Source organism: Salinibacter altiplanensis, assembly GCF_002894645.1.
Classification (GTDB): Bacteria; Bacteroidota; Rhodothermia; order Rhodothermales; family Salinibacteraceae; genus Salinibacter; species Salinibacter altiplanensis.
Window position 1 is genome coordinate 1 of record NZ_NCQY01000001.1, and the last position, 12,651, is coordinate 12,651.

16 protein-coding genes and 2 tRNA genes are annotated in these 12,651 nt (G+C 64.1%); 14 read left to right on the forward strand and 4 right to left on the reverse strand.

The window, feature by feature from the left end:
* Positions 1 to 224, reverse strand: a 224-nt coding sequence (locus B7R93_RS15565) for a hypothetical protein (RefSeq protein WP_232797837.1), incomplete at its 3' end; no start/stop codon positions are given.
* A 268-nt stretch (positions 225 to 492) separates the two neighbouring features.
* On the opposite strand from B7R93_RS15565, the gene B7R93_RS15405 reads away from it, so the two are divergent.
* Complete coding sequence (locus B7R93_RS15405) at positions 493 to 663, forward strand: hypothetical protein (protein WP_198598542.1); 171 nt, start codon at positions 493 to 495, stop codon at positions 661 to 663.
* A gap of 285 nt (positions 664 to 948) precedes the next feature.
* On the opposite strand, the gene B7R93_RS00010 is transcribed toward B7R93_RS15405, so the two are convergent.
* Both B7R93_RS00010 and B7R93_RS00015 read right to left on the reverse strand, forming a co-directional pair.
* Positions 949 to 1,022: transfer RNA gene (locus tag B7R93_RS00010), tRNA-Val, on the reverse strand.
* Between the two features lie 98 nt (positions 1,023 to 1,120).
* A tRNA-Gly gene (locus B7R93_RS00015) sits at positions 1,121 to 1,192 on the reverse strand.
* Between the two features lie 172 nt (positions 1,193 to 1,364).
* Here B7R93_RS00015 and rpmH point away from each other — a divergent pair.
* The 11 genes from rpmH (at position 1,365) to B7R93_RS00065 (ending at position 11,121) form a co-directional block, all read left to right on the forward strand.
* A complete protein-coding gene (gene rpmH / locus B7R93_RS00020) occupies positions 1,365 to 1,529 on the forward strand; it encodes a 50S ribosomal protein L34 (protein WP_103018818.1) in 165 nt (54 codons plus the stop codon).
* 6 nt (positions 1,530 to 1,535) lie between these two features.
* Positions 1,536 to 1,982, forward strand: coding sequence for a ribonuclease P protein component (locus B7R93_RS00025; RefSeq protein ID WP_103018819.1), 447 nt, complete (start codon positions 1,536 to 1,538; stop codon positions 1,980 to 1,982).
* A 178-nt stretch (positions 1,983 to 2,160) separates the two neighbouring features.
* Entirely contained in the window at positions 2,161 to 4,125 is a 1,965-nt protein-coding gene (yidC, locus tag B7R93_RS00030) for a membrane protein insertase YidC (protein ID WP_232797838.1), read from the forward strand.
* A gap of 64 nt (positions 4,126 to 4,189) precedes the next feature.
* On the forward strand, positions 4,190 to 5,575 hold the full coding sequence (mnmE, locus tag B7R93_RS00035) for a tRNA uridine-5-carboxymethylaminomethyl(34) synthesis GTPase MnmE (RefSeq protein ID WP_103018821.1): 1,386 nt from the start codon (positions 4,190 to 4,192) through the stop codon (positions 5,573 to 5,575).
* Positions 5,576 to 5,698: 123 nt separating this feature from the next.
* Complete coding sequence (locus B7R93_RS15980) at positions 5,699 to 5,833, forward strand: hypothetical protein (RefSeq protein WP_262507540.1); 135 nt, start codon at positions 5,699 to 5,701, stop codon at positions 5,831 to 5,833.
* 45 nt (positions 5,834 to 5,878) lie between these two features.
* On the forward strand, positions 5,879 to 6,112 hold the full coding sequence (locus tag B7R93_RS00040) for a hypothetical protein (protein ID WP_103018822.1): 234 nt from the start codon (positions 5,879 to 5,881) through the stop codon (positions 6,110 to 6,112).
* Positions 6,113 to 6,126: 14 nt separating this feature from the next.
* Positions 6,127 to 6,672, forward strand: coding sequence for an ABC transporter (locus B7R93_RS00045; protein ID WP_103018823.1), 546 nt, complete (start codon positions 6,127 to 6,129; stop codon positions 6,670 to 6,672).
* Between the two features lie 55 nt (positions 6,673 to 6,727).
* Complete coding sequence (locus B7R93_RS00050) at positions 6,728 to 7,207, forward strand: helix-turn-helix domain-containing protein (RefSeq protein WP_103018824.1); 480 nt, start codon at positions 6,728 to 6,730, stop codon at positions 7,205 to 7,207.
* Between the two features lie 272 nt (positions 7,208 to 7,479).
* On the forward strand, positions 7,480 to 9,474 hold the full coding sequence (gene mnmG, locus B7R93_RS00055) for a tRNA uridine-5-carboxymethylaminomethyl(34) synthesis enzyme MnmG (protein WP_103018825.1): 1,995 nt from the start codon (positions 7,480 to 7,482) through the stop codon (positions 9,472 to 9,474).
* A 45-nt stretch (positions 9,475 to 9,519) separates the two neighbouring features.
* Complete coding sequence (locus B7R93_RS00060; RefSeq protein WP_103018826.1) at positions 9,520 to 10,170, forward strand: 16S rRNA (guanine(527)-N(7))-methyltransferase RsmG; 651 nt, start codon at positions 9,520 to 9,522, stop codon at positions 10,168 to 10,170.
* 69 nt (positions 10,171 to 10,239) lie between these two features.
* The gene (locus tag B7R93_RS00065) at positions 10,240 to 11,121 is read left to right on the forward strand and encodes an alpha/beta hydrolase (RefSeq protein ID WP_103018827.1); all 882 of its coding nucleotides are present in this window, start codon (positions 10,240 to 10,242) and stop codon (positions 11,119 to 11,121) included.
* 7 nt (positions 11,122 to 11,128) lie between these two features.
* Here B7R93_RS00065 and B7R93_RS15090 read toward each other — a convergent pair whose 3' ends face one another.
* Positions 11,129 to 11,299, reverse strand: a complete 171-nt coding sequence (locus tag B7R93_RS15090) for a hypothetical protein (protein ID WP_157942131.1) — start codon at positions 11,297 to 11,299, stop codon at positions 11,129 to 11,131.
* Positions 11,300 to 11,465: 166 nt separating this feature from the next.
* Between B7R93_RS15090 and B7R93_RS16180 the strand changes: the two genes are divergently transcribed.
* Together B7R93_RS16180 and B7R93_RS15575 are read left to right on the forward strand one after the other, a co-directional pair.
* Positions 11,466 to 11,933: a transposase gene (locus B7R93_RS16180; protein WP_232797839.1), complete on the forward strand. Its 468-nt coding sequence runs from the start codon at positions 11,466 to 11,468 to the stop codon at positions 11,931 to 11,933.
* Entirely contained in the window at positions 11,818 to 12,249 is a 432-nt protein-coding gene (locus B7R93_RS15575; RefSeq protein ID WP_232797840.1) for a transposase, read from the forward strand. Before B7R93_RS16180 ends, B7R93_RS15575 begins: the two co-directional genes overlap by 116 nt.
* Positions 12,250 to 12,651: the final 402 nt, after the last annotated feature.

Here is a 12,651-nt window from a genome sequence, read left to right on the forward strand (position 1 = left end):
CCCCCCCCTCCCCCCCGGGCGTCCTCCGCCGCTTTGGATCCCATGTCGTTCGGACGGAGCAGGTTGCTGAAGAGGTCGGAGGTATTCCTACCACCGCGCAGTCGACAGAAGGAGAAGCCCACTACGAAGCATTCTCTGATTTCAAGCAGGAAGAGGCCGCCGAGCTTGTCGAGAAGGCCTGCCGGTTCATCGAAGCTATTGAGGAGCGGGCTCTCTTCGGCCAATGGTCTTTTCCGCCAACAGGCCCAGTACAGTAGTATGAGGAGGTGATTGGACCAGGCCTGATACGGACGGGGGACTGCCTTCACACTACGATGGGGGGCCAGGCCGCCCGGATCGCTGGATGGGGCGGCTTGCTCCGAAGCATGTTCGATGAAGAACGGTCACCCTCAACCCTTTCAACCCTTCGGTCTTGCCAAGTTTGCTTGCGACTCAAAGCGCTGCCCTCGATTCTTCCCGTCTACTGCATTCCAAGCCCCAAAGCCCAGTCAGATGTTGGTTGCCGAAGTAACTACGACCGATTTGCGGAAGACGCGGTACCAGGTCGAATCCAGAGACGACATTAGGAAAACCCGGCAGGGGTACAAGATCGAAACGGCAAGTGGGGAGGTCGTACGCATGTCAGAAGAAGAGGTGGAGTCGATCAGCGTCACCGACGAGTAGGAACGTGCTCGCGTCGGTCCTCCGCAGTGGGGACAGGGGGCCAAGCCGAGAAGACGCCCCGGCCCAGTCATCCCAAAAAGTGAGCGGAAGCAAGTAGCGTTCGAGAAAGGCCTACCAGCCCGAATCGAAGAAGGGATGGGAGGGGCCGCTCGTCACCTTGACGGCTAATCCCTGTCGAGTAGAGTTCTACAAATCGTGTCGTCAGATGGCATTTCGTGGCAGGACCGCCAAAGAAAAGACGCCTCCCGAACGGCCGTAAGTGCCGCTGAGAGGCGTTTGAGGGGGTGGGCGGTGCTGGATTTGAACCAGCGACGTCCTGCTTGTAAGGCAGGTGCTCTAAACCGCTGAGCTAACCGCCCGGAATGGGGACGGGCTGGAGGCTGAGGGAGGAGGTCACGGGGAGCGGCCCCCGAACACGGATCCCTCAATGCAAGACGCTCCAACCAGAAAGGGGCGGAGCGGGAGACGGGGATCGAACCCGCGACCTTCAGCTTGGGAAGCTGATGCTCTGCCACTGAGCTACTCCCGCTTGGGATTTGCATGCGCTCCAAATGCGAGTACGGGTCGTCGGTTCCAGGGAGCGTGCCCGATTGCCTGCACATTTTGACCGTGTCTTCGTCATCCAGGGGCAAAACAAGGCGGTGCTCGCCCCGTTACGCTCTTTTGCACCGAACTCTTTACGCACTGACCGTGTAGCTGTTATGCCGAAGCGCACCTACCAGCCCAGCCAGAAGAAGCGCAAGACGAAGCACGGCTTCCTGGAGCGCATGAAGACGAAGGAAGGCCGAAAGATCATCAAGCGGCGCCGCAAGAAGGGCCGCGACAAGCTTTCGGTGAGCGACGAAGACTCCGGCAAGCCTGTATAACCGGCGGTGTCTGTGTTCAACGTTCCCGACCGCGTCGAACAGCGACGCCTCACGTTTCCCCCGTCGTATCGTCTGAAGCGGCGTTGCCTCATCCGGTCCCTCTTTGACCGGACTCGCAACGATGTGGAGACGGTCGCCGTGGGCTGCACACGGCTGCTGTACCGCGTCGTAGACCGCGATGCGCTTGGGCACGACGTGCCGCTCCAAGTCGGGTTCGCCCCCGGCCCGCGCGCCGAGAGCGGCGTTGAGCGCAACCGGATCCGCCGGCTTCTCCGAGAGGTCTACCGGGTGCACCAGTACACCCTGGTAGACCCTTTCGTATGTTGCCCCGAGGCGCTCATCGTCATGATGTTGTTTCGGGGAGCGCCCACGCAGGCCGATGACTGCATCGGGCGCGACCTGCCGCGTGCCCTGCGACGCGCCGCTGCTTCGCTCGACGAGCACTGCGCCTGAGGGCGCCGTGTCGGCTTTGGGAATTCTACGCCGATTTTGAAACGGCATCGGGCACGTCGCCCCCGGCTGCTCGTTTTCTGTATCGTTGCATTGCCTGTGCCGTGGCCCGGAGCCCGGCGCCGCACGTCCTGCTCCGGCCCGTACTGTGAGAACGCATTCACCAACCCGTCCCTGTCCCTTGGCCTCTCCGCTCCGCAACAATCCCGAGCCGGAAGATCAGCGCAATGTGATCATCGCGACCATCCTGGTTGCCGTGATCATGTTCGCCTGGATGTTCTGGTTTAGCCCGCCGTCCCAGCAGCAACAGTCCCCGCAGGCGGCGGGCTCGGCCGACACGACCGAGCAGACTGAACCGTCCGCCCCGGCGGCAGACACAGGGGCGGACGACGCCCCGTCCGAGGCGGCGTCTCCGTCCACCGCGGATGCCGGGGGGAGGGCCCCGGAGCCCGAGGCGGACCTGCCGGAGGCCCCCGCCGCGGACTCCGTGACGGCCGCGGCGCTGGAGGGGACCGATCGCACGATCGTCGTGGAGTCGGACCTGTACACGGTCGTCCTCTCCACCAAGGGCGGCACCATCGAGCGCTTCACGCTCAAGGAGTACGAGCAGTTCAACCAGGAAGACCCCGTCCAGATCGTCGACACGACGGCGGGCGGCACCCTCTCGCTGTCGTTTACGACGCCCACCCGGCGTCGCGTTGACACCCGGTCGCTCTACTTCTCGGCCAACACCGAGGCCGACACGGTACGGGTCGAGGACGAGCCGAAGACCCTCACCTTCGAGACACAGCTCGGGGACGGGGCGCTCCGTCAGTCCTACACCTTCCACCCGGACGACTACGACCTCGGGCTCGCCATCGAGCAGGAGCGGCCCCGCAGCTTCCTGACGAGCGACGGGTACGAGCTGACCTGGCACGGCGGCATGCCCTACTCGGAGGGCGGGGAGGAGGATGAGCTCCGGTACACGGGGCTCTTTGCCCGCAACGGCGAACAAATCCAGAGCCTCAAGCTCTCGGACGCGGATCAGAACGAGAAGCGGATCGAAGGGGATGTGTCGTGGATGGCTGTGAAGAACAAGTACTTCACCGCGGCCGTGATGCCGGACCGCCCGGAGTCCGCCCTGGGGGCTTCCCTAACTGGACGAAAAGAGGGGCGGGCGACCAGCGAGGCGGCCTTTAAGGACCTCACGGGTCGGCTCCAGATGCCCCTGCCACGCGAGAGCAGCCACGTCGACAACTTTCACCTCTACGCGGGCCCGATCGATTACTACAGCCTGGCCGACTACGGCCGAAACCTGTATGGCATGGTCAACTACGGGTGGGACTGGTTCGAGTGGATGACCAAGCCGCTTGCCGAGTACCTCTACATCCCGATGCTCACCTATCTCGGGGGCGGGCTCCCGTCGTGGCTCTCTGGGGGCGGGCTTCCGTACGGGGTGATTGTCATCCTGATGGCCGTCCTCATCAAGACGGTCGTCTACCCGCTCACGAAGTCGTCGTACCGCAGCATGGCGCAGATGCGGGAGCTGCAGCCGAAGATGCAAGAGATCAAGGACAAGTACGACGACGAGCCGGAGAAGCAGCAGGAGGAGATGATGCAGATGTACCGCGAGACGGGGGTTAATCCGCTCGGGGGCTGTCTGCCCATGTTCCTGCAGTACCCCATCCTCATCTCGCTGTACCAGTTCATTCCGAAGTCCATCCAGCTCCGTCAAGAGAGCTTTCTCTGGGCGGCGGACCTCTCGGCGCCGGACAAGATCCTGCAACTGCCGTTCGAGATTCCGTTCTACGGCGACTACGTGGCGGGCTTCACGCTCTTGATGGGGCTGGCCATGATCGTGACGATGCGGGTGCAGTCCACCGGCGGCGGCGCGGCCGGTGGGCAGGCGAAGATCTTCATGTACGCCATGCCCGGGGTCATCTTCTTTATCTTCAACCGGTTCGCCTCGGGCCTGAGTCTGTACTACCTCTTCTACAACATCGTTACGGCGGCCCAGCAGAAGTGGATCAACATGCAGCTGGAGAAGGAAAAGGACGACGACGGCAACCTCACGAACGGGCGCTCGGACGGGGAGGCCGAGGGGGAGCAGGGCTTCTTTGCCCGGCTTATGGAGAAGGCCGAGGAAGCCCAGAAGGAGCAGCGATAGTGCGTTCGAACGCTGGACGCTCGGTCGCTGGAACGTTCAACGTAAAGCGTTCCAACGTGCGACAATGAGCCAGAGCGATACCATTGCGGCCATCGCCACGGCGCGGGGGCGGGCGGCACTTGCGGTCGTGCGCACGTCCGGGCCGGCCGCCATCGAGATTGTCGACCGTTGCTTCCGGGGCGACGCCCTGACGGCGGTCGACAGCCACACCGCCCACGTCGGCCTGCTGGTGGACGAGGCGGGGGGCGACATCGACCAGGTCGTCGCCACCGTCTTTCGTGCGCCCAACTCCGCCACCGGCGAACACGTGGTGGAGGTCTCATGCCACGGCGGTGACCTGGCCCCGAAGCTGGCGCTCCAGAGCCTGCTCGACCATGGCGCCCGCATGGCCGAGCCCGGCGAGTTTACCGAGCGGGCCTTCCTAAACGGCAAGATGGACCTGACGCAGGCCGAGGCGGTGGCCGACCTCATCGACGCCACCTCCACGAAGGCCCACCAGGCGTCGCTCACCCACCTCAAGGGCCGCTACTCCGACCTGCTCGGGGACCTCCGTGAGGAGCTGCTCAACCTCTGCTCGCTCGTGGAGCTGGAGATCGACTTCTCGGACGAGGACGTCGAGTTTGCCGACCGGGAGCGGCTGGAGGCCCTGCTGGACGAGACGGAGGAGATTCTGCAGGACCTGCTCGACACCTACCCGACGGGAGAGAAGCTGAAGGACGGGGTCCAGGTCGTCATCGGTGGGCGCCCCAACGCGGGGAAATCGACCCTGCTCAATGCGCTGGTGGGCCACGACCGCGCCATCGTCAGCGAGACGCCCGGCACCACCCGCGACGAAATTGAGGCGGAGGCCGAGATCGAGGGCGTGCTCTTCCGTTTCGTCGACACGGCCGGCCTGCGCGACACGGCCGACGAAATCGAGGCGGAGGGCGTGCGCCGCGCCACCGAGTCCATCGAAGAGGCTGACGTGCTCTTCTACCTCTACGACCTCACGGTGGGCCTCGACTCCGACGAGATCACCCTTCTCCAAGGCCTCGCCGACGACGAATCGGACGTACAGCCGTTTCTGCTCGGCAACAAGGCCGACCGGGCGCCCGACCTGCCCGTCGCCACCCTCGACGGCCTCACGTCGCTCAAGCTTTCCGCGCTGGAGGCGCGCGAGAACGCCGACGAGGTGCAGCCGCTCCTCGACCACCTCACGGACACCGTCGCCGAACACCTCAGCCGCGCGGAGGCCTCGCCCGTCGTCATGAACCAGCGCCACCGCCAGCACCTCCAAGATGCGCTCGGCGCCGTGCAGCAGGCCCGTGAGGCGCTCAACGCAGGCGTCTCCGGGGACATGCTCACGCTCGACCTGCGGGCGGCTCTCCAGGAGCTGGGGGCCATCACCGGCGAGATCACCAACGAGGACGTGCTCGACCAGATCTTCTCCCGCTTCTGCATCGGGAAATGAGTGCGGGCGAATGGGCGTACGGGGGAAGAGGGGCAAGGGGCGGAGCGGTGACCTCCGAGCGGACCGACTGTGCTGAGAGGGCGTTCACACATCTCATTCTCACGCATCACGCGTCGATCCGCCATGAGCACCAAGATGAAAGAGCGGCCCGGGCTCTCGTGGAAAGAGGTCTGCGAAGCCCCGAATTTGCAGGACCTGCCCTACAAAATTGAGACCAACGACCGGGGCCAAATTGTGATGAGCCCAACCTACGCCTGACACGGAAAATTTGCCTTCCAGATTGCGCAGCGTCTCGAAGAATTGATGCCGAACGGAGAGTCTTCGGTCGAAACGGCCATCCGAACGGTGAAGGGCACGAAGGTAGCCGATGCGATCTGGTGCACCGCCGAGCGGTGGGCGGAGATCAAAGACGCGTACGACGTACCCGTGGCTCCCGAAATGTGCGCCGAGGAGGGGCAGATCACCTTCTACGATGCGAAAGGAGAGCGGGAGGCCTCTCAACGAGTCCCTTCGTTTCCGTCCCGCATCGAAGCGTAGCCACATTCCTCTCCATGCCCGATGCCCTGCGCACCCATCTCGCGACCCAGCTTGAGGCCACGGTGGCGCGCCGATCGCACGACGAGATTCTTTACAGCGTCCCGCCCGCGGCTCGTGGCATCCAGCCTGACCGTCTCCCCGAGGGCTACTTGCTCTGGCAGATTCTAGAGCACATGCGCATCTGCCAGGCGGATTGCTTCCGCTTCTGCACCGATTCGGACTACACCGTGCCCATGTGGCCGGACGACTACTGGCCCGACGCGGTCGCCCCGCCGAGCGACGACGCCTGGAACCATAGCCTTAACGCGTTTCAGCAAGATCTACGGTTGATCAAGGAGCTGGTAAATGACGCTCCGGTCGACAGTGCGGGCGAGATTCCGCACGCGGCAGCGGTTCGGGAGCAGGAGGGAGACACGTCGTACCACGGGTTGACCTACGCTGATGAGATCGTCGCCATCGCTGATCACAACGCCTACCACTTGGGCCAGTTTGGGATGGTGCGACGCCTCCTCGGCGTGTGGCCGCCCGCCCCCACAGAACCGCCGGCGTGGGCGGCGTAGCGAGAGGGGGAGGGACGAGAGATCGGCTCTGTGTTTCACACGATCGCATTGAACCATGCCGGACGACTCGCTTCGTCAACTGGGACGTTTGGAGGAGGGCGGGTTCCGTCGCCTTGCGGCCCGGCTCGCCCTCCTCCGCGCCTACGCGCATCACCGGGAGAACGAATCGCTGTCCGGTGTCCAGGCCCAGGAGGAGACCGCCGAGGCCTTCGACGAGCGCACCGCCGCGGTGGACGACTGGGTCTACGACGTGTACGACTCGGTGACGGCCCGCACGCTGCGGCGCTGGGCACGCCAGTTCCGAGACGACGGACTGCAGGGCCTGATCGACCGACATGGGCGCCGCAGCGAGCGTTCCTACGACTCGTACTTCGGCGCGGGGTCGGAGCTGCGCAAAGTTGCGCTTCACTACCTCGCCGACCATCCGGACTGCACGAGCACAGAGCTCCTGGACGCGCTGGACGAGCACGTGGACGAGGAGGAGCTCCCCACCCGCCGCACCGTACAGCGGTTTCTGCAAAAGGTGGGGGGGTGACGAGGGCGGGACCGTGCACCGGAGGAGCACGGACGAGTGCCACGACGCCGAGCGTTTGGAAAAATCATGTGTCGTGGCCCGGTCGGCCGGAGAACTGCCTGGACAAACCATGCGTCGCACTCCTCTCAGGGCCCTACGCCGCCGATCTGTGGGGGGAGAGCAGCTGTCTTCTGGGGGCGTCGGGCACACGGCAGGGCGTGTCCCGTTAGGGGCCCACACCGGTCTTCTCCGGTCTCTCCCGTAAATTTTCGCGCACGAATCCGCTTCGGATCATGCACCAGGATTACTTTGAGCACGACGTCATTGTGGTGGGCGGTGGGCACAGCGGCAGCGAGGCGGCGGCCGCGGCGGCCAACATGGGCGCCGACACACTGCTCATCACGATGAAGCTCGCGGACATCGGGCAGATGTCGTGCAACCCGGCCATCGGGGGCATCGGGAAGGGGCACATCGCCCGTGAGATCGATGCGCTCGGCGGGATCATGGGGAAAGCCACCGACCGGGCCGGAATTCAGTTTCGGATGCTCAACAAGAGCAAGGGGCCGGCCGTGTGGGGGCCGCGGGCCCAGTGTGGCCGCCGGGCGTACGCCCGCGCCATCCGGCAGGAGCTGGAGGCGATCGACAACCTGAAGATGCGGTCGGACATGGTAAAAGAAATCCGGACCGACGACGCCGGGGAGACCGTGACGGGCGTGCGGACGAACCTCGGCAAAGAGTTTCGCGCGCCCTGCGTCGTCCTTACGACGGGCACCTTCTCCAACGGCGTGATCCATGTCGGCGAGCAAAACTTTGGCGGGGGACGCATCGGAGAGAGCGCCTCCCACGGCATCACGGGCTGTCTCCACGACCTTGGCTTCGAGAGCGGGCGGCTCAAAACGGGAACGCCCCCGCGGGTGGACGGGCGCTCCATCGACTACAGCGTGATGGAGAAGCAGCCCGCCGATCCGGACGCCACGGCCTTTTCCTTTCTGACCGACGACCTGCCGCCGGTGAGTGAGCAGCTCTCCTGCTGGCTCACCGACACCACGCCCGAGACGCACGAGGTGCTGCGCACCGGCTTCGACCGGAGCCCGATGTTTACAGGGGCCCTCGAAGCGGACGGGCCCCGCTACTGCCCGTCCATCGAGGACAAGATCGACCGCTTCTCGGAGAAGGACCACCACCAGCTGTTCATTGAGCCGGAGGGGCGAGACACCACCGAGGTCTACGTCAACGGCTTCTCGTCGAGCCTGCCGGAGGAGGTGCAGTTCGAGGCGCTCCGCACCATTCCCGGCATGGAGGAGGCCCACATGCACCGGCCCGGCTACGCGATCGAGTACGACTTCTTCCCGCCGTACCAAATTCAGCACAGCCTGGAGACGAAGTTTGTGGACGGCCTTTTCTTCGCCGGGCAGATCAACGGCACCACCGGCTACGAGGAGGCGGCTGCGCAGGGCATCATGGCGGGCATCAACGCGGTGCAGAAGCTGCGAGGGGCCGACCCGGTCGTGCTGAAGCGGTCGGAGGCCTACATCGGCGTGCTCATCGACGACCTCGTGGCGAAGGGCACCGACGAGCCGTACCGCATGTTTACGAGCCGCGCGGAGCACCGCATCCTGCTGCGGCAAGACAACGCCGACCTGCGCCTCACGGAGCTTGGGCACACGCTGGGCCTCGCTTCCAAAGAACGCCTGGAGCGCACACAGGAGAAGGCGCGGGCGATCGATGTTACACGTGAAACACTGGCCGGCACGACCGTCAGCCCCCAGCAGGTCGACGACTACTTGGAGTCCGTGGGCACCTCTACGCTCGACCAACCGCGGCCCGTGATTGAGCTCTGCAAGCGCCCGGAGGTCGACTCCGAAGCCCTGCTCCGCCACGCCGGCATCTACGACGAGGTGGTGACGGAGGCGCCGGGGATGCTCTCTGCGCCGCGCCTCATCGAGATCGACCTCAAGTACGAAGGCTACATCGACCGGCAGAAACAGATGGTCGAGGAGATGGAGGAGAAGGAGCGCTGGCCCATCCCCGACGACTTCGACTACCACGCGCTCGACAACATCTCCATCGAGGCCCGTCAGAAGCTCAGCAAGGTGGAGCCGGACAACCTGGGGCAGGCCTCGCGTGTGCCGGGCGTTCGGGCGTCCGACATTTCCGTCCTGATGGTGCTCCTCAAGAACGAGGGCGTAGAGCCGCTGCCGAAGGAGCGCGACCTGAACCTCGACGCGATGGGGGGCGACGGGCAGTCGTTCGGGGTTTCACGTGAAACGGCGGTCGAAGTGGGGTAGGGCAGGATGCCGAGCGCAGCGTGTTTCACGTGAAACGAGACCCCCGTGGACGATCTTGCCTGGAACCCGTTTGGCGCCTTCTCCGCCGAGCAGCGTGAGAAGATGGAGGCGTTTGAGGAGCAACTTCTCCGCTTCAACCCGCGCGTCAACCTCATTTCCTCGGAGACGGAGGACGCCTTCCGGACGCGCCACCTGCTCCACTGCCTGACGCTCACGGCCCGCGGGTTTCCGGACGGATGCACGATTGTCGACTGGGGCACCGGCGGCGGCCTGCCCGCGATTCCACTGGCCATCTGTCATCCGGAGGCGACGGTCGTGGGCGTCGACTCGGTGGGGAAGAAGGTGCGGGCCGTCCGCACGATCGCGCGGCGGCTGGGGCTGGAGAATTGTTTCACGTGGAACGGTCGTGCCAAAGAGTGGACCGGCGAGGTGCACTACTCGGTCTCGCGCGCCACGGCCCCGCTCGCAACCCTCTGGCAGTGGCACCGGCGCGTGGCGGTGGACTTGCAGCCGCCGCCCCGAGAGGACGAATGGGAACAGGGGGTTCTCACGCTTAAGGGCGGCAATTTAAGCGGCGAAATTGCGGACCTGCGCGCTATGGATTCAGACGCCAGCGTTGCGCGGCATTCACTTGAGGATCTTTTGGGAAGAAACAGCTTCTTCGGCGAAAAAGAGATCGTGGCGGCGCACTCGTAGCGCTATGTTTCACGTGAAACGCTGTGCTCGACGACACCCTGCAGTCTCCCGCACGACCCGCTCATCTCCATGCGTCGCGCGATGATCAACACCGCCCTCGGGCTCGCCGTTGGCTACGCGGCGGTTGCCGGCCTTGCGTTTGCGTTTCAGGACCAGCTTCTCTTCCAGCCGAGCGATCGCCTCCGCGCCACCCCCGACGACGCCGGCATGGGCTACGAGACAGTGCGGATCGACACCGAGGACGGCGAGACGCTCCACGGCTGGTGGATCCCGGCGCCCGATGTTTCACGTGAAACAAGCTCTGGTGAACCGAGCCCTGGCGAGTCCACGACGCAGACGCTGCTCTTCTTCCACGGCAACGCCGGCAATATTTCGGGACGCCTGGAAAGCGTAGAGCAGTTCCACCGGCTCGGGCGCAACGTCCTGATCGTCGACTATCGCGGCTACGGGCAAAGCACCGGGGCGCCCTCCGAAGAGGGACTCTACCGCGACGCGGAGGCATGTTGGTCGTATCTTATTGATGCACAAAGAGTTACGCCGAAAGACATTGTCGTGTTTGGGCGGTCGATGGGCGGTGGCCCGGCGACGTGGCTCGCGGCACAGGAGCGGCCCGGCGCGATGATCCTGGAGTCCGTGTTCACGAACGTGCCCGACGTCGGCGCCCACCACTACCCGTTTCTGCCGGTGCGTGCCCTCGCGACTACTCAGTTCGACAACGCGTCCCGCGTGTCCCAAATCGACGCCCCGATGCTCTCTATACACAGCAGAGCGGACCGCGTGGTGCCCTTTGAGCTGGGGCGAGAGGTCTACGAGGCGGCCGCCGAGCCGAAGCGGTTCCTCGAAATTGAGGGCGGGCACAACGACGGCTTTCTCGTGTCCGCGGACGAGTACCTCCGGACGATTGACCGCTTCCTGTCCGAACACTTGGGCGAGAAGAAGGCAGGCTCTTGACTCCCCTTCAGTCTTCGCGCATGCGCCTCGGATTGGTACGGATGTAGTGCCGGATGCGGCGAAGCTCCTTGCGATTCCGCACGATGTGGTCGTGGAAGCTCGACTGCCAGACCGTTTCTCCGGGTGTCTCCCGTGTCTCGTTGATGCGGCGGGTGACGGCTGCTTTGAAGCATCCCATGATGGTTGAGAGCGTTCCCGCCCTGTGTTTTTGCAGACCAGGAGGTAGGTCTAAGAGACCGTTTTGATTTCGACCTCAGTTAACATCCGTTCTCAAAAACGGAAGGGAGTCCGCCTCGTTTTCGGGATGAGTGTACGATCTCTTCCGAAAACGATTTGCCAGAGCCATGCGCCAAAAGCGCTACGACTCCGACGTGACGGACTCCCAATGGGAAGAAATCAGCTGCTATTTTACGACCGGACGCCGCCGGCAATACCACCTCCGATACCACGTCCTGGACGCAATCTTGTATATTGTCAAAACGGGCACTCAGTGGCGCATGTTGCCCGGTGGATTTGCCCCTTGGCAAACCGTTTACTACTACTTCCGACGATGGCGAGAGGAAGGACGTATCCGGTGTATTCTGAGCATTACGTGTCGGTCGGCCCGGCGCCGGGAAGGGCGCCACGGCGAGCCCAGCGCATTGATTATTGACTGCCAGTCGGTCCCCAGCACGCGGGTGGGCGGAATCAGCAGTTTTGACGCCTACAAGAAGGTCAACGGACGCAAGAGGCACATCGCCCAAAAGGCACATCGCCGTCGATACGCAGGGGCTGCTCTGGGGGGTAGTCGTACATGCGGCTGGAGATCATGAAACGCAGTGGGCCTTGCAACTGCTGGGGCCGGTGGCCTCTCGCCTCGATCGGGTGGAAACGGTCTTTGCAGATCAGGCTTACCGGGGTCTCGAAGAGAAAATCGAAAACGAACTTGACTGGACCCTCCAGGTCGTCGAATCGGAAGACGATGAGCCCGGATTTTCCGTTGAGCCAAAGCGGTGGATCGTGGAGCGAACGTACGGGTGGTTTGGAGGATGGCGCCGACTCGACCGGGAGTACGAGCGGCGGACCGATTCCAGCGAGACAATGGTGCACTTCGCTATGCTGCGCATCGCACTGAATCGGCTCGGCTAAAAATCAAAACAGACTCTAAGGAGTCGCGAGATGCGTCGCGCGACCTTCCTCTCGAGGGCATTCCCTCGTCCGAGTGGCGGACCCAGAGGAGGCCGTGGACGTGGTCGGGCACCACGATGAAAGTGTCCAGCGAGACCTCGTCCCGCAGTTCGCCGGTCCGAGTCCACTCCTCAGCCACGATTTTGCCAAAGGCATTGAGGGACATCTGGCCCCGCTCGACCGTGCCGAAGAAGGGCACTCGCTTCCGCGTGTTTGTCGTCACGAAGTACGCCCCATCGCGGTAGTCGTGATGATCAGCTCGACGCGAGCGGGAGCCGGGGGATGAGTTGACAAACCGTTTCATGGGGAATCAGGGGACGTGGCAGGCGACGGCTCCATCCCGTAGACACCTGCTGCCCCCCT

Bases quoted from the DNA above. Each gene is read 5' to 3' on its own strand.
- rpmH (WP_103018818.1), top strand. From the start codon at position 1,365: ATGCCGAAGCGCACCTACCAGCCCAGCCAGAAGAAGCGCAAGACGAAG.
- B7R93_RS00040 (WP_103018822.1), top strand. From the start codon at position 5,879: ATGCCGAACGGAGAGTCTTCGGTCGAAACGGCCATCCGAACGGTGAAG.
- B7R93_RS00045 (WP_103018823.1), top strand. From the start codon at position 6,127: ATGCCCGATGCCCTGCGCACCCATCTCGCGACCCAGCTTGAGGCCACG.
- B7R93_RS16180 (WP_232797839.1), top strand. From the start codon at position 11,466: ATGCGCCAAAAGCGCTACGACTCCGACGTGACGGACTCCCAATGGGAA.
- B7R93_RS15090 (WP_157942131.1), bottom strand. From the start codon at position 11,299: ATGGGATGCTTCAAAGCAGCCGTCACCCGCCGCATCAACGAGACACGG.
- mnmG (WP_103018825.1), top strand. From the start codon at position 7,480: ATGCACCAGGATTACTTTGAGCACGACGTCATTGTGGTGGGCGGTGGG.
- mnmE (WP_103018821.1), top strand. From the start codon at position 4,190: ATGAGCCAGAGCGATACCATTGCGGCCATCGCCACGGCGCGGGGGCGG.
- B7R93_RS15980 (WP_262507540.1), top strand. From the start codon at position 5,699: ATGAGCACCAAGATGAAAGAGCGGCCCGGGCTCTCGTGGAAAGAGGTC.
- B7R93_RS00065 (WP_103018827.1), top strand. From the start codon at position 10,240: ATGCGTCGCGCGATGATCAACACCGCCCTCGGGCTCGCCGTTGGCTAC.
- B7R93_RS00050 (WP_103018824.1), top strand. From the start codon at position 6,728: ATGCCGGACGACTCGCTTCGTCAACTGGGACGTTTGGAGGAGGGCGGG.
- B7R93_RS15405 (WP_198598542.1), top strand. From the start codon at position 493: ATGTTGGTTGCCGAAGTAACTACGACCGATTTGCGGAAGACGCGGTAC.